This is a genomic window from Methylomonas sp. MS20, from assembly GCF_050275925.1.
In the GTDB taxonomy this organism is placed as follows: domain Bacteria; phylum Pseudomonadota; class Gammaproteobacteria; order Methylococcales; family Methylomonadaceae; genus Methylomonas; species Methylomonas koyamae_A.
This window is the reverse complement of sequence record NZ_CP189962.1, coordinates 1,063,007-1,088,381: the sequence shown is the minus strand read 5'-3', so window position 1 is coordinate 1,088,381 and position 25,375 is coordinate 1,063,007. Positions and strand designations below refer to the sequence as shown.

Here is a 25,375-nt window from a genome sequence, read left to right as displayed (position 1 = left end):
TAGGTATTAGTTAAAAAGTTATTGGCGATATGCGGTTGATCGATGAAATTTCAAGCCTGTTCGTCAACTTTCGCGCTGTCGGCGGGTTTGTCCTCGGCCTTGGCCACCACCACCATCGCGGGGCGCAGCAAACGGCCGTTTAAGATGTAGCCTTTTTGAAACACGTTCAAAACCGTATTGGGTTCGGCGCTGACGCTGGGCTGCATCGCCATGGCTTGATGCAACTCGGGATTAAAAGCTTGCCCGGTCGGATCGAGGACTTCGATATTGAATTTGGCGAACACCGATTCGAATTGCTTAATGGTCAGCACGCTGCCTTCGCGCAATTTAGCCACTTCCGGACTATCGCCGGTCGCCGCCTGCACGCCAAGCTCGAGACTGTCCAACACGCTAAGCAATTCCTTGGCGAACTTGGCCAAGCCGTATTTACGCTCGTCGTCCAAATCCTTTTGTACGCGTTTTTTCAGATTTTCCATGTCGGCCTGCACGCGCAAAGCCTTGTCCAGATTCGCGGCGGCTTGTTGTTGGGCTTGCTCCAGTTGTTGCCGCAGGCTTTCGACGCTGACTTCGCCGGCCTCGGTTGCCTCGGCAACAACGTCTTCGCCGGCTTCTTTGGTCTGCTCCAGCACCTCGGCGATCAATTCGGCGTCGGATTGCTGTTCGTGACTCGATTGCTGATGGCTCATTTGGGACTCCGTGGTTCTTAAAATATTAGGTCGGCCTTACGATAAGGGCGATTATTTGGGATTCAAGGCCGCGCCCAATATTTTTGCCGTCACGTCGACGAACGGAATCACTTTTTCATACGCCATCCGGGTTGGGCCGATCACGCCCAACACGCCAACCACCTCGTCGTTGACCGAATAAGGCGCCGTGACCAAGCTGCAATGGTCGAATGCACTATAGCCTGACTCTTCGCCGATAAAAATCTGCACGCCGTCGGCCAACAGGCATTGATCCAGCAAATGGATCACGCCGCGCTTTTGGCTGAACGCCTCGAACAGCTGTTTCAGACGGTCCATGTCGGATAATTCGGAAAAGCCCATCAGATTGGTTTCGCCGCTCAACACGTAATCGTCGTTGGGTTGTTGGGCGAAGGTCAGTTGCGCCATGCTAACCGCGTCTATCATGCCTTGATTGACGCGCTGCTGATCTTGCTCCATCTCCCGCAACACTTGCTCGCGGATCTTGGCCAGACTGAGGCCGGCGTAAACCGAATTCATGTAATTGGCGGCCTGTTGCAGTTCGGCCGGGCTAAATTGACGCTGGGTATGGATGATTTTGTTATGAACTTCCTCGCCATCGGTGACAAAAATCACCAGTACGCGCATGCTGGACATCGGCAGGAATTCGATGTGTCGCAACGTGACCATCTCACGGCGCGGCAGGGTGACGACACCAGCCATATGGGTCATATCCGACAGCAGCCTGGAGGCCTTGCTGAGCACGTCGCCGGTTTTGTCCGCATCGGCCAGCAAACCGCTTTGCAATTGATCCAGATCACTGGACGCCAGCGGCTTGACCGTCAACAGACTATCGACAAACAAACGGTATCCGGCCACGGTCGGCACCCGGCCCGCCGAGGTGTGCGGCGAATGGATCAAGCCCATTTCCTCGAGATCGGCCATGACGTTGCGAATGCTGGCCGGACTGAGCTTAAGCAGCGGATCCTTGGACAATACCCGCGAGCCGACCGGCTGACCGTCTTGTATGTAACGCTCAACCAAGGCCTTCAGCAAATACGCCGATCTTTCGTTTAAATCCGGTCCGCTAGCCACATTGACACCCTAGAAAATTCGTTAGCACTCCAACGTAACGAGTGCCAGAGGGGAAAGCTAACAGGTGCCCGGAGCCTTGTCAATCCGCCTAAAATCCGTGCGAACCCAAGCCTGTCGGGGATCTCGGGCATTCGCAATGCCGGTGGATAGCGCCCGATTTCAGACATTGGCCCGACGCCTACGGGAATGCCTGGTCGCGGCACGGCCATTACCTGGCAACAAATTCAGGGTGTTAACGACACCGAACCGCACGGAATTTGGCCGACGCCGATATTCCGGCCGCGCCGACCGACGTACTCGCGACGCCGAGGGCGAAGCTTCGCTAGTGCCTGCTCGAATTGTTTGTATAATCCCAGGCATTTTTGAATCCCGGCTCAAACATGCCTTCACCCTTTCAACGCATCGGCATCATCGGCAAATTCGGCGATCCGGGTATCGCCGCCACGCTCAGCGAGCTCTACCGCTTTTTGCTGCAGCGCGGTCACTCGGTGGCCACCGATAGCCGAAGCGCCGAGCTAATCGAAGCCGAAGGCGTCGTCGGCATGCACATCAACCGGCTGCCGGAATGCTGCGATCTGCTGATCGCGGTCGGCGGCGACGGCACGTTCCTGACCGCCGCCCGCGCCGCCGCCGATTTCGACACTCCGCTGCTCGGCGTCAACCTCGGCCGACTGGGATTTCTGGTGGACATTTCTCCGGACCAGTTGCTGAGCCGCCTGGCGCAAATCCTCGACGGCCGCTACCAGACCGAACAGCGTCATTTGTTACAGGCCGCCATCATCCGCGACGGCGAACTCATCCATCGCCAGACCGCGGTCAACGAGGTCGTCGTGCATCGTTGGGTCACGCCGAGCATGATCGAAATCGTCACCAGCATCGACGGCGTGTTCCTAAACACCCAGCGTTCCGACGGCCTGATCGTCGCGACACCGACCGGTTCGACCGCCTATGCGCTGTCGGCCGGCGGACCGATTCTGCATCCAACCCTAAATGCGCTGGTACTGGTCCCGCTGAATCCGCACATGCTGTCCAATCGGTCCATCGTCATCGACGACAAAGCCACGATCGAGATCCGTTTCAGCCAGACCAAGCAAATCAACGCCCTGGTCACCTGCGATCATTTAGAAATCCCGGACGTGCGCATTAACGACACGATCGTCATTCGAAAAGCCGACAAACCGATTAACATTCTGCACCCGGAAGACCACGATTTCTTCCACATTCTGCGAAGCAAACTGAACTGGAGCGGCGGTTATTCCGCCAAATGACATGCTGTTGAACCTGAACATTCTCGATCTGGCCGTGGTCGACAAACTGGACCTGGACCTGGAACCCGGTATGTCGGTGCTGACCGGCGAAACCGGGGCCGGCAAATCGATATTGCTGACCGCGCTGGGCTTGGCGTTGGGCGATCGCGCCGATTCCGGCTACGTGCGCCCCGGCAGCAAGCGCGCCGAAATCAACATCGAATTCGATCTATCCAAGGCACCGCTGGTTAGCCAATGGCTGATCGACCACGAATTGGACGACGACGGCCAATGCCTGGTCCGTCGCACCGTTAGCGAAGACGGCCGCTCCAAGGCCTATATCAACAACCGGCCGGTCAATCTGCAAACACTGCAAACGCTGAGCCGGCAATTGGTCGAGATCCACGGCCAACATGCCCATTTGACGCTGCTCGATGCCGACGAACAGCGTCTGCTGCTGGACGGATTCGCCGACCACGCCGAATTGCTCAACGATCTGAACGCCTGCCAACAAAACTGGCGGCTAGCCCATAAAGAACTGCAACAACTGCAAAAGTCCGGTAGTGACCAAGCCGAACGCGAGGAGCTGCTGCGTTATCAGCTAGAAGAGTTGCAGCAACTGGATCTGGAAAATTTCGATTATCAGGCCCTGGCCGACGAGCACAACAAACTGGCTAACCTGGGTAGAATTTTGGGCGTCGGTCAACAACAGCTCGACATCCTCTACGACAACGACCAGCAATCGGTCGCCGACATGCTGGGTCACGTGATCCACTCGGTCGGCGAATTAAGCCAATACGCCGCCGAATTGAACGGCATCGTCGAATTGCTGAGCGACGCCGAAATCCAGATCGGCGAAGCCACCCAACAACTGCGGCGCTTCCTGGAGAATCAGGAAGCCGATCCCGGCCAACTGAGCTGGCTGGAAAACCAGATTGGCGTGATTCAACGCCTGAGCCGCAAACACAAGGTACCAGCCGAGGAATTACCGGCGCTGGCCGAGCAATTCGCGCTGGAGTTGAACAATCTCAGCCATAGCGGCGAGCGCATCGAAGTTCTGCAAGCCGATTGCGAGCGTCTGCTGGCGCAATACCGCGAATTGGCGACGGCATTATCCGCCAGCCGGCGCCGGGCCGGCGACGAGTTGCAGCACCGCATTTCCGACGCAATCAAGGAATTGGGCCTGCCGCACGGCGAGTTCCTGGTCAAGCTCGACCGGGAGGATGGCAACGAGCCGCAACGCAACGGCCTGGATCGCATCGAGTTTCTGATCAGCACCAATCCGGGCTTGCCCGCCAAACCCTTGGCCAAGGTGGCGTCGGGCGGCGAACTGTCTAGGATCAGCTTGGCGATACAAGTCACGACCAGCACCGATAAGACCACGCCGACGATGATCTTCGACGAGGTCGATTCCGGCATCGGCGGCGGCATCGCCGAGATCGTCGGCCAAAAGCTGCGCCGGCTGAGTTTGAACCGGCAAGTGCTGTGCGTCACGCACTTGCCGCAAGTCGCTTCGCAAGCCCATCAGCATTTATTCGTCGCCAAAAACCAAAATGCCGCAGTCACCTCGTCGACGGTTCGCAAACTCTGCGAGGACGAACGGGTCGCGGAGGTGGCGCGAATGCTGGGCGGCGTCACCATCACCGAAAACACCTTGGCGCACGCCCGAGAAATGCTGAGCCTGGGCGGCGGCGAAGCCTAGCCGGCGGGCATCAACGCACCGACAAACTCAGTACGCCCATTAGTACCAGAGCTGCCCCGCCGACCTGCCATAGCGTCATCGGTTCGCCGAGGAATACCGCCGCCATCAGCAACGTCGAAACCGGCCCTATCGTGCCGACCAGCGAGGCATGGCCCGAACCGATCCGGCGGATCGCCGCCGACAGCATGAACACCGGCAACACCGTCGAGACGATCGCCATTGCCAAACTCAACTGGTATACCGGCATCGGCAACAGCAAGGCCTCCGGCGGATGCGTCAACACGAACTGTAAGATCGACGCCGCGCACGCGACCAACATTGCGTACGCGGTAAAGCGCATCGCGCCCAAGCGAGCGATGGCCTGGCCCGCGCCCAGCAAGTACAGCGCATAGCTGACCGTGCCGGCAAACACGTAAGCGGCCCCCAACCACAATGTATCGCCGCCCCCATCCAACTCGCCGACGAACACCAGTGCGATCCCGCTATAACTCAGCAAGACTGCCGTCAGTTCCCTGAACCCGAACGGCTTTTTCAACCACAGTGCCGACATCGCCAGCACCAAGGTTGGGTACAAGAACAAAATCAAGCGTTCCAGACCGGCGGAGATATATTGCAAACCGGTGAAATCGAGCAGACTGGACAGGTAATAGCCAAGCAAACCGAGCACACCGACGACCCAATAATCCCGAGCCGTCAGGGACGGCCGCGCGGCGGGTCCGCGTTGCTGAAACGCGACGATCAGGAAAAACGGCACCGAAAACGCCATCCGCAACGCCAATAACGTCACGGCATCGACGGCTTGCACATAGGCAAGCTTGACCAATATCGTCTTGGCGGAAAAACCGATCGCGGCCAAGGCCGCCAGGCCGTAACCGAGCAGGGTTTGAGTGGAGGTGGTGCTAAGGGACTTCATTAGGGCTCCTGTGCTGGTGCGAGCCCTAGGCAAATGACAAAGCCACCGCGGTCGAGCCCGCGGTGGTTTGAACTGATATTAGAACAACGCAAACACCACGGCCGTGAGCAAAGCCCATAGCCATGACTTGTTTGCAAAACGTGACGAAAAAAAACGACTCATGGGGCGACTATAAGCCGGACCGGCCAAAACTGTCAAACGTAGCGCGTTAACGGCGGAATTTACCGACCAATTCATTCAACTGCACGGCCAGTTGCACCAACTCGCGGCTGGCGTCGCTGGTTTGCGCGGCATCTTGCGAAGTGCGATCGGTCAAGCCGCCAATGTTGCCGATGCTTTGGCCGACATGTTGCGCGACACGGCTTTGATTGTCGGCCACCAAGGCCATTTGCGAATTCAACGAGCGAATCTGAGTCACCCGCTCGGCAATCGCGCTTAAACCTAGATCGGCGCTTTGGACTTGTTCGCGGCGTTGCTCGGCGCTGGTTTTGGCTTTATCCATCACCGTCACCGCCTCCTTGGCCTCGCGCTGCAATTGGTCGATGATTTTCTCGATCTCTTCAGTCGCCTGATGCGAGCGGGTCGCCAGCGTTCTGACCTCGTCGGCCACTACCGCGAAGCCCCGGCCTTGTTCGCCGGCCCTAGCCGCCTCGATCGCGGCGTTCAGCGCCAGCAAGTTCGTTTGTTCGGCCAAGCCCTTGATCACGTCCAACACCGCGCCGACGCCGTTGCTTTTTTGGTCCAGGCGCTTGATGACTTCCGAGGCCCGCTCGATTTCGCTGACCAGCACATAGATGCCGTCGATGGCGTTTTTGGTGGTTTCCGCGCCCTGGGCGGCTTGCTGGTCGGCCTCGACCGAAGCCCGCGCCGCACCGTCAGCGCCGTGCCGCACATCCCTCACCGATTCCTCCAGTTCGTGGATCGCCTGAATGACGTTTTCGGTTTCCCTCTGCTGCTGACTGGCCGCCTGCGAGGTTTGCCTCGATACGGTGGCGATGCGATCGGTGGCGTCGGTCAGTAAACGGCTGACGTCAGACACCCGGTTCAAACTCGCCGCGAAATTAGCCAACATCGAGTTAAACGAGGTGCTGACCTGGCCGATTTCATCGCCGCTGTTGACCGGCAAGCGCGCGGTCAAATCCGAATGGCGAGCGATGGCATCGACGGTGTCGCGCATCGTCACCAGCGGGTTGACGACGATGCGCCGCATCAGAATATTGACCAGCAACAAGCCGGCGGCGAACATCGCCAACGAAATCGCCGATCCGGCGATCAGATCTTGGTTAATTTGGTCGTCCAGGCTCGCCAGCGAATAGGATACCCGCACCGCGCCCAACACCTCGCCTTCCTTGACCGGATGGCAGGTCAGGCAATTGGTGCCGCGAAAATTGCTGCTGGCCAGGATCGGCTCGACCACGGTCACCCAACGCCCGTTGGCATCGTTGCCGTGGCGTATCAGCGCTTCACCGCTCAGGCCGCGCCGATCGAGTTCGTCGACGACCGCTTGCTCGGGCTTGCCTTTACCGTGCAACTCGACGATCCCGTTGCCGCGAATCAGGCGCACCTCGCTGACGCCGGGATGCGACAAAGCCTTTTCCCGCAACACTTCGACCTGAGACATCGAGCCGGTCAGCATCAGGGTGTTGATACCGTCGAAATAGCCGGCGGCGATATTTTTAGCTTTGTCGGTTGCCAGCGCTTGCACCATATCTTTCTGGCGGCCGGCCATGAACACGTTACTGACCAACATCAACACCACAAACACGCTGGCGATGCTGAGCAGAATTTTTGATTGGATAGTAGTTTGACTGTTCATAGTTCTGGGCCGCTTAACATTCCTTGGAAATTTATCACGAGTCATCGGCACCGCGCGGGGAAACCTGAACGACCCATGCGAAAAATTGCGTTCCTGGTCATTTTTCCGCCGGTCTCCGCAATCAGGTGGCAACGACCACTCCAGCGGCCGCCCGGTCATTTTTCATAAATATGCTAAGGTTGCGAAACGGCTCGAAACCGGCCCTGCCGGCCACAGCCTCCGCTCGCTTTAACTATAGACCGGGAGTCCCACCTTGGACGATATTTTCGAACTGCTCGCCGTGGTTGCGGTCGTCGTGCCGATCGTCGTAATCGTACTGCTGGTTCTACTGCTCAACCGGCAACGCGAAATCAACCGGGAAATCAAGGATTCGCTCGCCGACCTGCACGCCGCTTTGCGCGAGGACCGCAAACTGCTGCTGACGTTGACGGAACGCGTCGGCACCGAGCGTCCGGCCGCCGCGCCAGCCAGTTTCGACGCGCAAACGCCGGCGCGGGAGCAGATATTGTTCGAACCCCGCGCCGCATCGGTGGAGACGACGGCACCCGAACCCAGCCGAGCGGAACCGGCCGACACCGAACCGACGGCGAGCACACCCGCTCCCAACGACGCTTGGCAAACCGCCGGCTGGCAAGTCGCCGAACCGAGCCGTTTCGAATTGGCGGCAAGGCAAGCACTCCAACAAATCTGGAACTGGATCGTAGTTGGCGAGGGCCACCGTCCGGACGGCGTTTCGATCGAATACGCGGTCGCCAGCAACTGGTTGCTGCGCATCGGCGTCCTAATCCTGGTCACCGGCATCGGCTTTTTTCTGAAATATTCGATCGATAACGGCTTGCTCGGCGAACAGGCACGGGTCGCGCTCAGCGTATTGACCGGACTGGCGATGATCGTCGGCGGCGTGCGCCTAGTCGGCGGCCAGTACCATTTGTTCAGCCAGGGCTTGTTGGGCGGCGGCATAGCGGTGCTGTATTTCAGCGTGTTCGCCGCTTACGCCTTTTACCACCTGCTCGGCGCCTATCCGGCCTTCGGCTTGATGTTGACGGTTACCGCCAGCGCCGCCGCGTTGGCGATCCGGCTGGACGCGATGCTGGTGGCGATCTTCGCCATCATCGGCGGCTATTGCACGCCGATTTTGCTGTCCACCGGTCAAGTGAATTTCGTCGGCTTGTTCAGCTATATGCTGTTGCTGGGCGGCGGCATTCTGGCGGTGAACTGGTACAAGCAATGGCATGTACTGAATTTTCTCGGCTTCGCCTTCAACTATCTGCTGTTTTTCGCGGCGATGCAACGCTACGAGTCCGGCTACTTTTGGCAAGTGCTGCCGTTTCTGACCGGATTTTTCGTGTTGTATTCGACGACGGTGTTTTTGTTTTGCCTGGTCAATCGGCAACGCTCGACGCTGCTGGACTTGGTCGCGCTGGCGGTCAACGCGGCGATCTATTTCGGCACCGCTTACGAGTTGATCGCCACCGAATACGGGCAAGTCTGGACCGCGTTGCCGTGCCTCGCCCTGTCGGCATTCTATGTCGGCCACGTGTATTACTGCTTGGCCCGCCGCATCGAGGATAGAGAGTTGGTAGTCGGGTTTATCGGCTTGGCGGCGTTCTTTCTGAGCGTGGCGGTGCCGTTAATCTTGTCCAAGCAATGGATCACCGTCAGTTGGTCGTTGCAAGCACTGGTGATGATTTGGATGGCCGGCAAAGTGCGTAGCGCGTTTTTACGCCAAACCGCCTACCTGTTGTATTTGCTGGTCGTCGCCCGCTACGCTTTCATCGATTTGCCCGGCCAATACGCGGAAGGGGCGACTGGGGACGCCGCGCCGGGCGAATTCTGGTTCGGGCTGATAGAACGCCTGGTCAGCTTCGGCATCCCGATACTGTCGATGGCGCTGGCCTATACACTGATCGAAAAACCGGCACCGGCGACGGAATTGGCTTGTTCGCCGGCCCAGGACGTGCCGGTCTGGCTGAAGGACGGCGGCGTCTTGGCCGTCATCGCACTAATCGTTGTAGCCCTGGTATTCGTCACGCTGCAATTGGAACTCTACCGCAGCCTGGCCTACTTGTATCCGCCACTGCAAGCGCCGGCATTGACGCTGGTCTGGCTAGGCTTGGGCGCGCTACTGCTGAATCGCTACATGACCGGCTCCGGCCAGCTCATGTTAGCCGGCCTGCGTTGGCTGCTGATCGGCCTGGCGATCAAACTGACGTTTTTCGATTTGCCTTCCTGGGGCCTGACGCTGGGTCACGCCGCGATCGGCGACAGTTTGCTGACTTTGCATTACGGCGGCACTTACCGCTTCGAATCGGCGCTGATGCGGCTGCTGGACTTCGGCGCGATTATCCTGTTTCTGGCCCTGGCTTTCCGCCGGCTGGAAGGCGACGAAGGCAGCGCCGCCGACGTGCGCCGCTGGCTGGGCACGGCGGCGCTGGTATTGTTGTTCGCGTTTCTCAGCCTGGAAACCAATTCGCTGTTGCTGCATTATTTGCCCGGCTTGCGCTCCGGCGGCGTGACGATTCTATGGTCGCTGTTCGCGTTGACGTCGGTCTACCACGGCATCCGCCGCGAAGTCGCCGCACTGCGCTTGGCCGGTTTGGTCTTGTTTGCGATCGTGGCCTGGAAAGTGTTCTTCGTCGACCTGGCCCGCCTGGAACAAATTTACCGAATCGTCGCCTTCATCGTACTGGGCATGCTGGTACTCGGCGGCGCGTTTTTCTACATGCGCTACCGGCAAAACTTCGCCGCTAACGCCGAGACCGAGAGCAAACGATGAGCCCCCGTAACGCCTTTTTAGTCTGCTGGCTGTCGCTGTCCGCCCCGGTGGGCGCGACCGAATTCAGCCGCCCCGTCCAGCAAGCGCCCGGTAACGGTCAGGCGCTGTTGGCCGTGGAATTGGACAGCCAAATCTACGCCGCCAGCGCCGCCGACTTCGGCGATCTACGTCTGCTCGACGGCCAAGCCGTCGAGACACCGTTTCTGTTGCGCCCGGCCGCCGCGACCAAAACGGTCCGTAGCCGCCGCCCCAGCCTCGGCCAGATCACCGCGCTGCAAACCGCTGGCGACAGCCTGAGCTTCGAAGTCCACCTCGCCGACAACGCCGAACCCGCCGACGGCTTGACGCTGATCACCGCTCAACACGATTTCGAGTACGAACTCACGGTACAAGGCTCGAACGACGGCGAACACTGGCGGACGCTGACCGAGCACGCGGCGGTTTACGATTACTCCCGGCACTTGGCGATCGCCAATCTCGACGTGTCCTTGCCCGCCAACGGCGACCGCTATTTCAAAATCCTGGTCGGCAAGACCGGCCAAACCCGGATCGCGGAAATCACGGCGCTGACCCGGCGTATGCAAGGCCACGAGGAATTGGAACGCAGCGAAACGCAAACCCTGTATCGGGAGCCACTACATGTCGAGCGGATCGAGTTCTGGCATCTGCGCTCGGAAAGCCGCGCCGAGGCCGAAACCGTCGTCGACTATCCGTTGCCGGACTTTCAGGTACACGAAGACGCCGAGCGACGCGCCACCCTAATCGACATCGACAGCCGCAAACTGCCGCTGACCGGGCTGCGGCTGGACGTCGCCACGCCCAGCTTTCAACGCGATGTCGAACTGCAGACGCCTCGAACCGGCGGCGGCGACTCGGCTTGGCAAACCCTAAGCAGCGGGCAACTGCGGGCTTTGCGCTTCGGTGACATCCAGCAAGCCGAGACCCGGATCGACTTTCCGGAACAACGCGGAGAGCGATATCGCTTGGTGATTCACAATCAAGACAATCCGCGACTGCAAATCACCGCGCTGACCGGACTGGGCAAAAACTATCGCTTGTTGTTTATCGCCAACCCCAATAGCGCGTATCGCCTGACTTACGGAAACGCCGGCCTGGCGCCGGCCCGGTACGACACCGCCGCGATCGGCGAATTGCTGCGGCAAGGTATCGTCCCGACGCCGGCCAACTTGGGCGAGGCGCTCGCAACTGGCCAGACTGGCGCCGACAATTCCCTGAGAAACTTGCTGAACAGCCGAGCATTTCTGCTCGGCGCGATCGCGTTGGTGGTGCCGATATTGGCCTGGAGCCTTTACCGGGCCGGCAAGCGGCTCGGCGACTTGCCGAAATAAACGGTCAGCGCGCGATCCAGGCCAGAACCGATCTGTGGCCGGCGACGTAAAGCGCTCCGGCCGCCAACGCCGCGCCCAAGCTGTCGGCCAACCAATCGCCGACGCCCGGCTCGCGCCCCGGCACGAAGGACTGGTGCCATTCGTCGCTGATCCCGTACAAACTGCAATAGGCGACGCTGACCAAGCCTAGTAAGCGGCGCTCGGCCAGCCGATGCCAAAACGCCCGCCAACTGCACACCTCCATCACGAAATAAGCTAGCGCGTGCTGGACTTTGTCCTGAAACTCGAAGTGCATCTTGACCGGCAAACTCTCCTGCGCCGACAACCAGAAAATCAAGCCGCAAAACGCCGCCAACGCGGTCCAGTCCCGGAATGCTCTCATCTTTTTCTATCCATTTATCGTAATTTACCCAGGGTTCGATGTCGGCCAAGCCTACGCGCCGCCTTCGAGCAATTGTTTGGCCAATTGATTGCCGGCCTCGACCAGCGGATGTATCACAAAATCGGCACCCAGCGTTTTCATGTGATCGGCTTCCTCGGCGTGATAGCAAATCGCGCCGATCTGGCCAAGATAGCCGCGCCGCCTCAATTGCTCGATCGCGGCGCAGCGCACCTCGTACGCCGGCACCGTCAATAAAATCCCCCTGACGCGCTCCAGCGGCAAACCGCTCCACAGCTCGCTGTCCTCGGCATCGCCGTAGACCACGCGCCGCCCATTACCCAACAGGGTTTCCAGCACGGTCGGGTCGGCGTCCAGCCCGACCACCCGTTGTTCGCGCTCGCACAACGCCCGATAGGCGGCGACGCCGGTGCGGCCCATGCCGATCACCAGCCATTCGGCAGCACCGAAGGATTCCGGCAAGCGGTCGGGATTCCCGGATTGTTTTTCGAAACGCACCAGCCAGCACTCGGCCCAGCCGAACAAGCGGTGCGAGTAGCGGTTCAGCGGCGCCGCCACCGCCAGTGAGCCCGCCACGGCCAAACTGATAATCGCCTTCCAATCCTCGGTCAGCAAACCGGCGTTGACCACCGCGCCGGTCGTGATCAATGCAAATTCGCTATAAGTCATCAAGGCCAACGACGACACGAAAGCGGTGCGCGCGCGCAAGCCGGCGAACAGAAACAACCCGAAAAATAACACGCCTTGCAGCGGCAGCAAGCCGAGTAAACTTAAGGCCAGCGTCACCTGTTCGCGATTCGGCAGATCGGCCAGACCGATTTGCAGAAAGAAGGCCACCAGAAACAACTCCTTCAAGCTCCACAGCCGATCGGTCAATTCGTCGATCTTGGGATGGGTCGCCAGCATCACGCCGGTCAGCAGCGCGCCGATGTCGGCGGAAATGCCGACCCGTTCGGCCGCGACGCCGCCGGCCAGCGCCAAGCAGACTCCCAGCAGCAGTTTCAATTCGGAGGCGCGACTGGCCGACAAAATCCGATGCGCCAGGGGCCGCAACAGCGGCAAGGCCAACAAGGCCAAAGCCCAAGGCTGGGGTTGTTTGCCGTCCGCCACCGCCAACAAGACGATCGCGACAATGTCCTGCAAAATTAGAATACTCAGCACGTCGCGGCCGTGCAGCGTCGACAATTCGCCGTTGTCTTCCAATACCTTGATCGCCAACACGGTGCTGGAAAACGCCAAACTGACTCCCAACACCAAACCGCCGGTCACCTTTTGTTCCAGCCAGAAAAACACCAACGCCGATGTCACCGCCGTCAGCAACAGGTGCAAACCGCCGACGCTTAACACCTCGCGGCGGATCAGCGACGAAGGCTTCAGCTTCAAACCGACCGAAAACAGCAACAGTTCGATGCCGATTTCCGCCACGTGACCAAGATTCGGCAACGGCGCGATTTGCAAACCATGTAGGGCATAGCCGGCGGCCAAGTAGCCGACCAAGGGTGGAAACGACAAGCGGCTGGCGACCATGCCAGCCAAATAAGCGGCGGCGATCCAGATCAGTTCGGTCATAAATCAATCATGCTGAGTCAAAACGGCCAGCCATGCGGGCCGGTCTTAAAAATAGAGTCGCTGGACAAGTCAAGGACCGTCGGCCGTCTCGCGCCGACGCCAATCGCAACGTTAGGCGCGGAAACTATTCCAGCGCGATACTGCCCTCGATGGTGTGACGTATCCCCAGCGCGGGCGCCTCCAAGGTCATCGCCACCGCGAGAGTCTCCGAACCCTCGAGTATGCCGGCCTCGACCGCTTTCAACACCGCGTGCTCCAGTTCGCGCTGCGAAGCGATCCCAACGGTTTTCAGGAACTTACGGACTTCCAAATTCAAGGTATCTTCGTTCATCGTCATCCCCCGGGCACGTTATAAAAAGTCGAAGCGACGAATCGACGCGCGGAACTCGCGGCGCCATCGCCTCGGCTAGCAGATTATCACGGATCGGTGCATTCTCGGCTTAGCGATAGGCGAAGAGGCCGAGCCATCGGCCGGATCATGAACATTGAAAAGGATTCCGCCGAAATTCGCCGACTCGTCGGGCCGTGATCCCGATATCGCGAGTCAATAGATCAATGACCTTGGCAGCGGTGGTAAGTCGCTACGCTGCCAAACGGCTACGATTCGAAGGATTGGAGCGTTTTAGCAGGCCGGTCATCATCGTGTGACGTCTTTTATCTACTCGCCGGTACAGAACAAGTAGCCGTGTCAGTAGGATAAAACCGATGATTTGCACAAACATGAAAGCATGCCAGTTCCGATTTCTCGAGAGCAGGGAACGGCGATTCGAACAAGCCGTCACCGAGCGGCAGGTCGGTGACGTCAATCGGAAGTGAAGGGGAACGGTTAAAGCGATCGTATCCAAGACGTGTGTATCGAATCCCGCGAGCTTACTTCGCGCATTGCGGTCGCGTACACAACAGGGCCAGTTTGCGCGAGTCGAGCACATTGATCGTGCCGTTATGATCCAAATCCCTGGGGTCGCCGGCACCGCTCGCCGGTTTGTTTCGAGCGGCCAGCACGACATTGAGGTCGAGTAAATCGACATCGCGGTCGCCGTCTTGATCGCCGGTCACGGTCATGTTTTCGCAAGCGTCGGGCAGATGATTTTGGTTGGTATCGCCGCTTTGGCGTTGCTCGATGTCCAAGACGTCGGATTTGCCGTTGTTATTGCAATCCGGAAATACGTTCAAATAGTACACATCCTGCTCGCCGTTGTAGGTCGCGGTGTAGGACACGTGAGCGCCGTATTTGTCGGAAACCAGATGGCTATAGTCGCCGATTTTATCGACGCCCAACGGATAACCGGTTTGGGTGTTGAAGGTCGCGGTGACCGCTCGATTCGGACTCCAAGTCGCCCCGCCGTCCCATGAGTAGGAATAAAACAACTGGGATGTGCCGGCTTGGAGTTTTTCTCGGGTGTCGTACCAAACCGCATCGATCCGCGAGTTGTCGGCAACGCCCAACATCGGAAACCATTGAAAGGCGTTCCGGTCCGCCGTATCCGTGTTGATGCGTAGCGGCGCCGACCAGGTCAGCCCGCCGTCGCTGCTGCGGATAAAGTTGACGTCCAGATTGTCCGTGCCCGGCGGATCGACCGGAGCCAGCAGATAAATGTTGTTGCGCAACGCACCTGCCGAATGATCGACGGCGACTTGAATATCGCCGATCGGACCAAGCGGGTTGGGATTGTTGGGAATCATGAAGGTGATCGGCGAACCGCCCATATCGATGGCTTGGGTCGTGAAACTTGGTATTGCGTTGGGATCGCGAGCGTTCAACGAGGTGGCGAACAAATAACCGTCGTAGACCAGCTTGGTACCCACCAAGCTGCCGCTTTCCTTACGACCGGCCAGATACACTTCGCCGTTGGCACCTACGCCGATGGTACCGAACGACGGGTTTTCCGGCACGCTGACCGGCGCTTCGTAGCTCAGGCCGCCGTCAACCGAGCGGGTAAAACGCTTGTCGTCCAAACCTTCCCGCCAGTGTAAATAAATATGGCCGTCGCTGGCGGTTCCGCTCCGGTCTATGCCGATTCGGCCTTTATCCGCGCCTTCGCCGTGTGCGTAGACCGGCGCTTGCCAGCTGACGCCGCCATCCAGCGACTTGAAGACCTGCACGTCCGCCGCGAAGTTGCCGGTGCTGTCGTAATGCAGACTCTGGTAGTAGAAATTGCCCGCCGAATCGACATCCACCATGATGTTGGTCCGTTGTTCGCCCGGCGTCACCACGCCTTGAAAATGCCAGTGCTTACCGCCGTCGTCGCTATAAGTCCAACCGCCTTCCCGGCTGCCCGAAGCGATACTGGCAAATTGCTTCCAGCCCGCGACCAACCGGTCTGGGTTATTCGGATCGAGAGCGATCGTCGGCTCGTGAGCCGCGTCGCCGGCGATATTGTCGCCGGCCGGGTCCACATTCATTTGAATGCTCGAATACGGTCCGTACGGAAACAGCGATTGCGCAGCGGCGCTTTCCGGCATCGCGCCGCAGACCGCTAACACGCTCAAGCCCAAGCAATGGGCGAAAATCCCTCGCGGCAACGGCACGACGCGACCTAGGCGAACGTCCATCACGCCCTCCTGAATCGGCGATAGCCGTTGATACCGATACCGGCAATCCCCGAAGCGAAGAACCAAACCGCCGAAGGCAATGGAACGGCGGCCACTTGGCCGCAACCGCTATAGGCACCCACGCCTAAACAAAAATCCCCCAAATCGGCCAAGACGGTATTTTTCAAAAAGAACGCGTTTTCGGGGGACAGTAATAAATCGCCGCTGAGCATCCAATCGCCGGCACTGCTGTACTGCAACCGCAAATTAGCCAATTCGTAAGCCACCGCGCTAAACGAAACGTTATTCTGCAAATACCAGCCGCCCGGCGTGCCCGAAACGCCAAAGGCATCCCACATGGTCTGCCGCGCCTCCGGGTCGTATTTCAGCGAGTAATCGCCGTTCAGCAAGGTGCCGGAAAAGCTTCCTCGAAACATCTCGACGCCGGTCATGCCCATCGTGCCGGTACCCGCCAAGGTGTCCGAATCGATTGAGAAGTCCGGCGTCGTGGCTTGGACGTTGCGGCCGGAAAGCTGACCGCTGGGGTTGCTGGCACTGACGGGGGTGATGTCGTGTACCAAGTTCACGGCTGAAATTTCGACACGCGTCGGATTATTGAAGTAAAACGACGAATCGGTGCGAACCGTGTAGTCGGACTCGATGGTGTCGAAATATTGCGCCAGAAAGTATCCCGGCTGGGTCAACGAGCCGAAGTTGGAGAGCGCTAAAGCATCGCGGTCCAGATTCATCGTGAAGGTGCCTCCGGAATTCGCGTTTAACAACGCGGCATCGGCCTGCGTAACGAATCCGCCGGCGACCAGCGCGAAAACCGTCGAAACCACGGTCAAGTATTTTGATGTTTCAAGGCGATGGCATGTCATCGAAACCTCCTGTTAACTGATATCCCGATCAAGCGGATCTGTTGCGAAAACCGCTCACGCCCATGCCGATTAAGCCGGTCATAAACATCCAGACGGCGGCCGGCAGCGGGACCACGGAGGTTTGAAAGCTGAAGGTACCGATGCGCGCATTAGCATTGCGGGCCGGACCGGCCCCAAGATGATCGAATCCCCAACCGTAACCCAACTCGCCGCTCAAAGACAGCACGTTTCCGTTGATCTCGGAAACCACGTTAAACAACTCGAAAGCCACCGCTTTAAAGCCGAGGGTGTTGTAAATGACCCAATCCGAACTTTCCGGCGTTTTTAGCGCTTCCGCGGGATTATAGGTCAGCGTCATGTCGCCCATTAATACCCGGTTAGTGGGGGGCGTGACATCCACTCGATAGCGCAGGCCGCCGGCCAGGCCGATAGAGCCCGACGCGGTGCCGGTAATGTCGTTAGGGTCGAACGTGAAGGTAGTGGCGCTATTGTGCCGACCCGACGGGTTGTCAGCCACATGCGCGCCATTGACGGTAAATTTCAATCCGGTGGCCGGAATTTCGTTCGCCGCGTAATCGGTCAGATCGACGGGCGTATTGTAATCGCGCAACTCTTCAAAGGTTTTTGAGGCCAGCGAAGCGTCGTAGTATTCCTCGACGTATATGGATGGCGCAGCGGTCCTATCCAAATCGATACCGTTCTCGAAAGCGTCTCGATCGATATTGATAATCAGCGAACCTCCGGATACGGTAGCGCCATGCGCGGATGTCGCGGCAAGGGTTAACGACAGCACGATCAGGTATAGAAATTTCATGCGTATTCCTTGAAAAAAATTGGGTTTCTAATAAGTCGCTTACCGGCCAAGTTCAGGCTCTACCCCCGTCCGTTAACGGAAAGCAAAGCGCCCCGCAGCCTTTTGCGACGGAAGGTTGAGCGGTCTGGTAGGCTTAGGCGGATAAGCCCGATTTACCTCTGGAAGCGCCTAACAGGCCAACCAATCCGCTCCCGAACAACCACACGCCGGCCGGCAGCGGCACTGCGGCGGGCGCCAGATTGAAGGTACCCACTTTGACCGATGTGCTGCCGTTAAACAGCAAATTCCAGGAGTAACCCAAAGTGGAAAGATACAAATCGCCGCTTAGCGATAATTCGCCGTTACCGTTTACCGACTCGGTGGCATTCACCAAGCGGAACAAGGCTGGATCTTGCGCGGGGCTACTAAAACCGGCGCTGTAGGTAAAGATATTCCACGTCCCACCGGCTTTTTTCAGGTAAAAATCACCGGGGTTCAGGTAGGAGCCGCCACCGGCGGGTTCCATCCGAAATGCACCGCTCAAGCCGATTTGGCCTGCCGCCGTGTTGCTGGCATCCATCGTCGTGGCCTCCTGCTTTCTCGCGCCGTAGCTGATGGTGGTGCCATTGGCGTTCACCGGCAACGAAACGCTGAAGGTCTCGGTCTGACTGAGAGCAACACCGCCGGTCGTGTCCAGATCGATCGGCGTTGCGTTATAAGTCTCGTCCCAAAAATTGGCGATATACCAACCTTCGGAACCGCCAACGGCCGAGGTAAATGCTGAATTGTCGATGGTCATATTCGCGACGCCGCTAACGAGGGCCGCGTTGGCATCGCCTGCCGTTAACAGACCGCCGCCGAATACGCTGATTGCCAGAACGCCGGCATAGGCCGCTTTCAAACTGTGTTTGTTTAATAGGTTCATTGTTTTCCTTACAAAACGATCTAAGATTGATTTAATGGGCAAAATCCAGGCCCCGATACGGATGGAAGCGCGTCACATCCCATTGCAGAGCCCAAAGTTCGAAGGCAACCCGGCCGTCTTATTCCAAGACCCGTGGCTTTCCGGCTCCGCCTCGCGGCGGATGTGGCGAAATTGCCGCTTCCGTGCGGCATCGCCCGAATCCTTGAGCGAGGTTTTCCTAGATTTCCGGCGGCTTTTCCGAACGGCGCAAGATGCCGTCATTGGGCAGCCGCCAAGGCTCGAAACCCAACGATACTGGCTTAGAGAGGGCGTCGCGAAACGCAAACCCGCCGACATAAACCTATCGTCATTTCCCGAGTTGCTGATCTAACAGCAAAGACCAGGCCAATTAAAAAGTCATTGTTTTACAACGACTAACATTTTTACCGACGGCCAAACAAACCCAAACCACGTGATTTGCCTCAGCAACTGCGTGAAATCACCTATTCAAACGATTTGCCGGTATTTGTAACAATTGAAACCTAAGCCGCGTCGAATCAACGGGCGGAATGCGCCAGCTCCCGGTGAGTCGCACGGACCTCCATGGATTGACCGATCCTCAATCTTCCACCCATTTAAACCGCAGCGCGGCGGTCGTTAGAAACAACAGCGTCATCGCGGCCAGGCTCATCAACGCCGGTGCTATCTCGGCCAAACCGGCGCCGTCGATCATGACCGCGCGAGCCGCTTGCAGCATGTGGGTTAGCGGGAAAATCAGCGTCAGGTTCTGCAACAGCGCCGGTGCGCCTTCCAGCGAAAACCAAACCCCGGACAGCAGTATCATCGGCAAGGTCAGCAGGTTCAGGATGCCCAAGGCCAACTCCTCGCTACCGGTCCGGCTCGCCATCAACAAACCTAGACTGATCAAAGTTACCGAACCGAGTACCGCTATCAGCGCCAACAAGGCATAAGCCCCCTGCACTAAAAAGTCGAACAAGACGTTCATCGCGACAAATTGCAGCACGACCGCCAGCATCAACAGCCCCAGCCGGCTGACGACTTGCGCCGACAGGAACTCAAAAGCGTTGACCGGCGAGGCTTTCAAGCGTTTAAGCACGCCGCTTTTGCGATACCTGACGATCGTAAATCCGACTCCGAACAAACTGCCGTGCATGATGTTGATGGCTAAAATGCCGGGCAAAACCCAATCGAGGTAGCGTACCCGCCGCCCGGAAACCACTTGCTTTTTCCAGGTGGCGGCTGGATCGCCGGCCAGCAGGACTTTTTCCAGCAGATAGCCCTGCCCGGAACTGTCGTTTATCCAATACCCGTTTTCCGCCCCCCCTTGCACCACCATATCCAGTTGATGATGCTGGAGTTTGGCTAACGCCTTATCCAGTTCCGGGTAGTCGATGAATTGCAGATATTGGGTGGTCTTAAACGCGGTAATCTGCGAATTAGCCTCGCCGGTCACGCCCACTTTAAACAGCGCGCTGTCCTGATCGTCGAATATCGCCGCTATGCCGACGATCAAAATCACCGGAAACACGAAATTCCAGATCCAGGTGGCTTTGTCGCGGATCAATTCGATATTGCGGGCTTTTAGCAATGCCAAAAAATGCTTCATCTCAATTTCTCAAGGAGTGGCCGGTTAATTTAAGAAACAGGTTTTCCAGATTCGGCGTGGCGACCGTCAAGCCTTCCAGCGAGACATGCAAGCGCGTCAATTGGGCGATCGCCGCTTCCACATTGGCGGTGACGAACTCGACCGTTTCGGCGCCGGCAGTCACCGCGAACGGCAAGCCCGGAATGTCCGCCAGGCCGCTGGCACTCGGTAAACGGATCAGTACGCCGTCGAAATGCTCCTGCAATAGATTCTGTGGCGTGTCCTGGACGATAATCCTGCCTTGATCCATGATGGCGATTTCGTCGCAAAGCTGCTCCGCTTCCTCCATGTAATGCGTGGTCAGCACAATGGTCTTGCCGCGCGTTTTAATCTCCCGAATCAAGCTCCAGAAGTTGTGGCGCGATTGCGGGTCCAGACCGGTGGTCGGTTCGTCCAGAAATAAAATGTCGGGATCGTTGATCAAGGCGATGCCCAGCAACAAGCGTTGCCGCTGACCGCCGGACAATTTACGGGAATCGCGATTGATATAGTCTTGCAAGGCACAGGCTTCGATAATCTCTTCCAGCGGCAAACCGCGCGGATACAGCTTTTGAAACAGTTGCAGGGATTCCTTGACCGTCAGGGTGTCCGGCAAGGCCGTATGCTGAAACTGAATGCCGATATGTTGGCTATAACGCCGGTCGATAGGCTCGCCGCGAAACAAGATCTCGCCTTTGCTGGGCTTGAGTATGCCCTCCATCATTTCCAGCGTGGAGGTCTTGCCCGCGCCGTTCGGACCCAGCAAGCCGAAACACGTCCCGGCTTGCAATTCAAAGCTGACGCCAGCGACCGCCGTGACTTTTCCGTAATGCTTCTCCAGCCCCCTAACGCTCAGCAGGCTAGCGATCGCGCCAGACTCGGCAAGCGGCGGCGCGGCTAGCGTTGACGGCGAAGCCGCCGGCTCCGGACTCAGTTCGCGCAACCAAGCCGCGCAAAATGGCTGCTTGACCACCGTGAAGTGCTCGCCCTTGGCCTTGATGACGTTGACGGTTTGGTAATAATCGTCCCACTCGTTGGCCGCCAACCAACCTTTACTGCCGTCGGCAATCACCAGCGTCACCGAATACGGCAACTTGGCAGTGTAACGGTAATTAGCGGTAATCGACGCCTCGGTCACCTGCCAGATTTTCCGAAAATCCCCGGCATCCAGATTAGGAACGATATCCGCCAACAGCAACGCAAAGCAGTCTTTCCATTCCGAGTAGGGCTTGGTTTTTAAAACGTCGGCGATGGCGGCGCGATAAGGCTCGGGCGAAATGCCGGCGCTAGTCAGCATGAAGTTGCAAAAGGCCTTGACCGAGGCTTTGTCCACGCGGCTTTGCCTCAACAACAAACCGCTATCGATCAACACCACTTCGCCGATTTCGTAGGCCGAATCTTGCAACTGGCGCAGCATTTCGTAGACGACGGTGCCACCGTAACTGTGCGCGTATAAATTGATTCGCCCTTGCGGCCAGACGCGCCCGATCTGCTCGATATTGTGCGCCGCCATTTCCTCGACCGTGGCCGCCGGCTGATCGCCCGCATAGCCTTTCATTTGCAAGCCGTAAACCGGCCCTTCGCGCTTGAGGCATTCCGCCAGTTCAACATAGCCGTCGCTCAAGCCGGGCATGCCCGGCACGATAAACGTCGGAATCCCCGAGCGCAGATTAAGCAAATATACTGAATTCGTTGGTTTATCCATCGAGCTTTCTAAGTAGTCGGTCAACGCTTTTATCGTCGGGTATTTGAAAATATCGGCGAGATTCAACGAGCTGTCGGGGAGAATGGCGTTGATACGACTAATCAGTTGCACGGTCAACAAGGAGTGGCCGCCCAATTGAAAGAAATTGTCGCGCACGCCAACCCGCTCGATGTTCAACAGCGCCCGCCAAATGTCGGCTAGTTGTTGCTCCAGTTGGCCGCTCGGCGGACTAAAATCGGCATTGCCGATCTGTACGCCGCTCGCTTGCCGCGCCAAGGCGTTCCGGTCGATTTTCCCGCCGGGCGTCATCGGCAAAACCTCGACGGCAAACAGTGCGAGTGGCACCATGTATTCCGGCAAGCTTTCACGCAAAAACGCTTTCAGCACCTCCTGCTCGGGCGGCTTGCCGTCGTGGGTATAAAAAGCCAGCAGTTGTTTGTTATGAGAGTGTTCGCCGACCACCACCACCGCCAACTTGACCGCCGGATGCCTGGCCAGGGCGGTCTCGATTTCGCCCAACTCCACCCGAAAGCCGCGAATCTTGACCTGATGGTCGCGGCGGCCGATGAAGGCCAGGTTGCCGTCGTCCAGCCAGCGCACCAGATCGCCGGTTTTATACAGCTTGCCGGCGCCGAACGGGTTGGCGATGAATTGCGCGGCGGTCAATTCGGGCTGGTTCAGATAGCCGCGGGCGACGCCGGCGCCGGCGATGTGCAGTTCGCCGGGCACGCCGATCGGCACCGGTTTGAGTTCGCTATCCAGCACGTAGACTTGGGTGTTGGCCAGCGGTTTGCCGAGCGGTATCGCTTGGTCGGGATTCTGGGCCGGGTCTATCGGGTGCAGCAACGAGATGACGGTGGTTTCGGTCGGACCGTAGGTGTTGATCACCACGACGTTCGGGTTACGTTGCCGCCAGGCCCGGTATTTTTGCGCCTCGGCTTTTTCGCCGCCGATCACGACCCGGCTCAACGCGGTGTCGCTGAAGTCTTGATCCACCAGCGTATGCCAGTAGGCAGTGGGCAGGTTGATCAGACTGACCCGATGGCGTTCCAGCAGGCTTTTCAGATACGCCACGTCGGTGAAGCGCTCGCCGTCCATCATCACCACCGCGCCGCCGCTGAGCAGGGTCGGGAAGACTTCTTCGACGAAAATGTCGAAGCTGATCGTCGAAAACTGCAACACCCGGTCGCGCTCGCTGAGATGGTAGGCGGCTATCACCGCCAGATTGTGATTGACGACGTTGCGATGTTCGACCATCACGCCCTTGGGCTGGCCGGTGGAACCTGAGGTATAGATGACGTAGGCCAGATGTTCGGGACCCGCACTGGGGCGCGGTTGCGCGGCGCTTTGGGCGATCAGCGGCCAGTCGCTATCCAGCGCCAGGGTCTGAATCGCCAGGCCCGCGCGGATTTCATGCAAGCCGTCGGCCAGACCGGCTTCGGTCAACAACAGCTTGGCCCCGCTGTCCAGTAGCAAGGCTTTGCTACGTTCGACGGGGGTATTGGCGTCCAGCGGCAGATAGGCGCCGCCGGCCTTGAGGATGCCCAACAAGCCGACCAGCATCGGCGGCGAGCGGCGCAGACACACCGCCACGATGGTATCGGCCTGGACGCCTAGCTTTTGCAGATATACGGCCAGCCGGTCGCTTTGCTCGTGCAACTCTCGATAGCTGAGTGACCGATCCTCTCCGATCACCGCCAACTGATCGGGGCTTTTCAGCGCTTGGCGGACGAATAGGTCGTGGATGCAGGCATCCGGGACTGGCTTGCCGGCCGTCCGGCTCCAATCTTCCAGGATCTTGCGCCGTTCGTAGGCATCCAGCAGATCCAGTTCCGCCAGCGTACCGTTCGGCGACTCGACCAAAAACTGCATGATTCGAGACAGATGCGCCGCCAGCCGTTGCACAGTCGCCGGCAAATATAGATCCGAGGCATACTCGATACCGATAACGGCATGATCGTCTTCATACTCGTTATAAGTGAAGGTTAATTCGAATTTTGCTTCGTTGATTTCGAAGTCGAATACCGGCTGCAAGCGGCAATTGCCGAAAGGCACCGCGCCAAGCCGTAACGGCGTGTAATTGATCAGCACTTGAAACACCGGGCTTCGGCTCAAATCCCGCTCAGGCTGCAATAAGTCGAAAATTTTCTCGATCGGCACGTGCTGATTGTCCTGGCCGTCGACGATTACGCCATGCACATGATCCAGTAGCGCATCGACCGACAAGTTGGATTGCGCCTCGGGATGAATGCGCATCACGACGGTGTTCACGAAAAAACCGACGATGTCTTCGATTTCGCGCTGATTGCGGTTAGCCACCGGCATACCTAAGCAAATATCGTCCTGGCCGCTGTATTTTCTTAACAACAGATACACCGCAGTCATGAACACGGTAAACGGCGTGGTTTTTCTCGCCCGCGCGGCTTGTTTGATCGCTAGCCCCTGGGCCGTGCTGAACTCGAATGACAGGTAAGCACCCTTTCCGCTGGCGGCGGCCGGACGCGCGAAATCCAACGGCATTTCCAGATTTTGATAGCCGGACAACTGGCGTTGCCAATAAGACAGTTCGCGGGCCAATCTGGCGTCCGTTTGAGTTTCGCGTTCCCAGCCGGCGAACAGCGCGTAGTCCACCGCCAACGCCGGCAATACCGGCTGCCGGCCTTCGATAAATGCCGTGTAGGCGGCCGTGAGATCGTTCAGCAAAACCCGCATCGACCAACCGTCGGTGATGATGTGGTGCAGACACAGAGCCAGCACGTGGCTTTCGCTGTCCAAACGCAATAGCATCGCCCTGAATAACGGCGAATGTTCCAAGTTGAACGCCTGCTCGATAAAGCTTTTCAACCTTTGCTTTTGTTCGTGCTGGCGCGCTTCTTCGCCGAGCCCGCTCAGATCGTGCTGCTCGATTAGGACTTCCGATACCGGGCGGATTCTTTGTAACGGAATATTGTCCAGCGCCGTGAAATTGGTGCGCAACGCGTCATGGCGGGCATAAATGCAGTTCAGCGCCTTCGCCAGCGCGTCGACATCCAAAGGACCGTCGATTTTCCCCACGCCCGGCACGTGGTACTGGCCGCCAAACCCCAGTCTATCCAGAAACCACAAGCGCTCCTGGGAAAAGGACTGGCAGGCGATTTTGTCGCCGGCCAAGTAAGCTAGAACATTGGGTTTATCGGCGGTCAGCGCGGATTTAACCGCCTCGGTCAGCAGGCCATGGCCTGCCTGTACCTGCAAATCCCCGGCGGATGTGGCACTGAACCGCGCGCCCTTTGCTATCAATTCACTCAACATGCTATTGGCTGTGGTAATGGCAAAAATCTTAAGCGCTGAATCCGGACGAACGCCTTCCGCCGCGATCGAGCGTG

The 25,375-nt window shown here is 58.3% G+C and carries 17 protein-coding genes and 1 riboswitch; of the genes, 4 read left to right on the top strand and 13 right to left on the bottom strand.

All coding sequences use genetic code 11. The features are described from left to right. Positions 1-50: 50 nt before the first annotated feature. Both grpE and hrcA read right to left on the bottom strand, forming a co-directional pair. Positions 51-686, bottom strand: coding sequence for a nucleotide exchange factor GrpE (grpE, locus tag ACQE3D_RS04805; RefSeq protein WP_313728857.1), 636 nt, complete (start codon positions 684-686; stop codon positions 51-53). A 51-nt stretch (positions 687-737) separates the two neighbouring features. Continuing rightward, the gene (hrcA, locus tag ACQE3D_RS04800) at positions 738-1,778 is read right to left on the bottom strand and encodes a heat-inducible transcriptional repressor HrcA (protein WP_313728859.1); all 1,041 of its coding nucleotides are present in this window, start codon (positions 1,776-1,778) and stop codon (positions 738-740) included. A gap of 380 nt (positions 1,779-2,158) precedes the next feature. On the opposite strand from hrcA, the gene ACQE3D_RS04795 reads away from it, so the two are divergent. Continuing rightward, on the top strand, positions 2,159-3,046 hold the full coding sequence (locus tag ACQE3D_RS04795; protein WP_168031899.1) for an NAD(+) kinase: 888 nt from the start codon (positions 2,159-2,161) through the stop codon (positions 3,044-3,046). A 1-nt stretch (position 3,047) separates the two neighbouring features. Beyond that, on the top strand, positions 3,048-4,727 hold the full coding sequence (gene recN / locus ACQE3D_RS04790) for a DNA repair protein RecN (protein WP_313728860.1): 1,680 nt from the start codon (positions 3,048-3,050) through the stop codon (positions 4,725-4,727). 10 nt (positions 4,728-4,737) lie between these two features. Here recN and ACQE3D_RS04785 read toward each other — a convergent pair whose 3' ends face one another. Next, positions 4,738-5,640 carry a DMT family transporter gene (locus ACQE3D_RS04785; protein ID WP_064024374.1) on the bottom strand — a complete coding sequence of 301 codons (903 nt, stop codon included), beginning with the start codon at positions 5,638-5,640 and terminating at the stop codon, positions 4,738-4,740. 208 nt (positions 5,641-5,848) lie between these two features. Next, entirely contained in the window at positions 5,849-7,456 is a 1,608-nt protein-coding gene (locus ACQE3D_RS04780) for a methyl-accepting chemotaxis protein (protein ID WP_313728861.1), read from the bottom strand. A gap of 253 nt (positions 7,457-7,709) precedes the next feature. Between ACQE3D_RS04780 and ACQE3D_RS04775 the strand changes: the two genes are divergently transcribed. Both ACQE3D_RS04775 and ACQE3D_RS04770 read left to right on the top strand, forming a co-directional pair. Then, on the top strand, positions 7,710-10,232 hold the full coding sequence (locus ACQE3D_RS04775; protein WP_313728862.1) for a DUF2339 domain-containing protein: 2,523 nt from the start codon (positions 7,710-7,712) through the stop codon (positions 10,230-10,232). Continuing rightward, complete coding sequence (locus ACQE3D_RS04770; protein WP_427551414.1) at positions 10,229-11,581, top strand: DUF3999 family protein; 1,353 nt, start codon at positions 10,229-10,231, stop codon at positions 11,579-11,581. The genes ACQE3D_RS04775 and ACQE3D_RS04770 overlap by 4 nt, the downstream gene beginning before the upstream one ends. Before the next feature lie 4 nt (positions 11,582-11,585). On the opposite strand, the gene ACQE3D_RS04765 is transcribed toward ACQE3D_RS04770, so the two are convergent. From ACQE3D_RS04765 to ACQE3D_RS04725, 9 genes are all read right to left on the bottom strand, one after another. After that, positions 11,586-11,963, bottom strand: coding sequence for a VanZ family protein (locus ACQE3D_RS04765; RefSeq protein WP_313728923.1), 378 nt, complete (start codon positions 11,961-11,963; stop codon positions 11,586-11,588). A gap of 51 nt (positions 11,964-12,014) precedes the next feature. After that, entirely contained in the window at positions 12,015-13,550 is a 1,536-nt protein-coding gene (locus ACQE3D_RS04760; protein WP_313728924.1) for a cation:proton antiporter family protein, read from the bottom strand. A 124-nt stretch (positions 13,551-13,674) separates the two neighbouring features. Beyond that, positions 13,675-13,881: a DUF6494 family protein gene (locus ACQE3D_RS04755; protein WP_064024387.1), complete on the bottom strand. Its 207-nt coding sequence runs from the start codon at positions 13,879-13,881 to the stop codon at positions 13,675-13,677. Between the two features lie 539 nt (positions 13,882-14,420). Next, a complete protein-coding gene (locus ACQE3D_RS04750) occupies positions 14,421-16,103 on the bottom strand; it encodes a sialidase family protein (RefSeq protein ID WP_313728925.1) in 1,683 nt (560 codons plus the stop codon). After that, entirely contained in the window at positions 16,103-16,963 is an 861-nt protein-coding gene (locus ACQE3D_RS04745) for a hypothetical protein (protein ID WP_313728926.1), read from the bottom strand. The genes ACQE3D_RS04750 and ACQE3D_RS04745 overlap by 1 nt, the downstream gene beginning before the upstream one ends. Positions 16,964-16,991: 28 nt before the next feature. Then, the gene (locus tag ACQE3D_RS04740; RefSeq protein WP_313728927.1) at positions 16,992-17,777 is read right to left on the bottom strand and encodes a VPLPA-CTERM sorting domain-containing protein; all 786 of its coding nucleotides are present in this window, start codon (positions 17,775-17,777) and stop codon (positions 16,992-16,994) included. A gap of 133 nt (positions 17,778-17,910) precedes the next feature. Next, positions 17,911-18,681 carry a hypothetical protein gene (locus tag ACQE3D_RS04735; protein WP_313728928.1) on the bottom strand — a complete coding sequence of 257 codons (771 nt, stop codon included), beginning with the start codon at positions 18,679-18,681 and terminating at the stop codon, positions 17,911-17,913. A gap of 100 nt (positions 18,682-18,781) precedes the next feature. After that, a riboswitch (cyclic di-GMP riboswitch) is annotated at positions 18,782-18,858 on the bottom strand. Between the two features lie 421 nt (positions 18,859-19,279). Continuing rightward, entirely contained in the window at positions 19,280-20,287 is a 1,008-nt protein-coding gene (locus tag ACQE3D_RS04730; protein WP_313728929.1) for an ABC transporter permease, read from the bottom strand. Between the two features lies 1 nt (position 20,288). Beyond that, a complete protein-coding gene (locus ACQE3D_RS04725; protein ID WP_313728930.1) occupies positions 20,289-25,301 on the bottom strand; it encodes a non-ribosomal peptide synthetase in 5,013 nt (1,670 codons plus the stop codon). Between the last annotated feature and the right edge of the window lie 74 nt (positions 25,302-25,375).

Bases quoted from the DNA above. Each gene is read 5' to 3' on its own strand.
- ACQE3D_RS04785 (WP_064024374.1), bottom strand. From the start codon at position 5,640: ATGAAGTCCCTTAGCACCACCTCCACTCAAACCCTGCTCGGTTACGGC.
- ACQE3D_RS04795 (WP_168031899.1), top strand. From the start codon at position 2,159: ATGCCTTCACCCTTTCAACGCATCGGCATCATCGGCAAATTCGGCGAT.
- grpE (WP_313728857.1), bottom strand. From the start codon at position 686: ATGAGCCATCAGCAATCGAGTCACGAACAGCAATCCGACGCCGAATTG.
- ACQE3D_RS04740 (WP_313728927.1), bottom strand. From the start codon at position 17,777: ATGAAATTTCTATACCTGATCGTGCTGTCGTTAACCCTTGCCGCGACA.
- recN (WP_313728860.1), top strand. From the start codon at position 3,048: ATGCTGTTGAACCTGAACATTCTCGATCTGGCCGTGGTCGACAAACTG.
- ACQE3D_RS04750 (WP_313728925.1), bottom strand. From the start codon at position 16,103: ATGGACGTTCGCCTAGGTCGCGTCGTGCCGTTGCCGCGAGGGATTTTC.
- ACQE3D_RS04735 (WP_313728928.1), bottom strand. From the start codon at position 18,681: ATGAACCTATTAAACAAACACAGTTTGAAAGCGGCCTATGCCGGCGTT.
- ACQE3D_RS04780 (WP_313728861.1), bottom strand. From the start codon at position 7,456: ATGAACAGTCAAACTACTATCCAATCAAAAATTCTGCTCAGCATCGCC.
- ACQE3D_RS04745 (WP_313728926.1), bottom strand. From the start codon at position 16,963: ATGACATGCCATCGCCTTGAAACATCAAAATACTTGACCGTGGTTTCG.
- ACQE3D_RS04755 (WP_064024387.1), bottom strand. From the start codon at position 13,881: ATGAACGAAGATACCTTGAATTTGGAAGTCCGTAAGTTCCTGAAAACC.
- ACQE3D_RS04770 (WP_427551414.1), top strand. From the start codon at position 10,229: ATGAGCCCCCGTAACGCCTTTTTAGTCTGCTGGCTGTCGCTGTCCGCC.
- ACQE3D_RS04765 (WP_313728923.1), bottom strand. From the start codon at position 11,963: ATGAGAGCATTCCGGGACTGGACCGCGTTGGCGGCGTTTTGCGGCTTG.
- ACQE3D_RS04730 (WP_313728929.1), bottom strand. From the start codon at position 20,287: ATGAAGCATTTTTTGGCATTGCTAAAAGCCCGCAATATCGAATTGATC.
- ACQE3D_RS04725 (WP_313728930.1), bottom strand. From the start codon at position 25,301: ATGTTGAGTGAATTGATAGCAAAGGGCGCGCGGTTCAGTGCCACATCC.
- ACQE3D_RS04760 (WP_313728924.1), bottom strand. From the start codon at position 13,550: ATGACCGAACTGATCTGGATCGCCGCCGCTTATTTGGCTGGCATGGTC.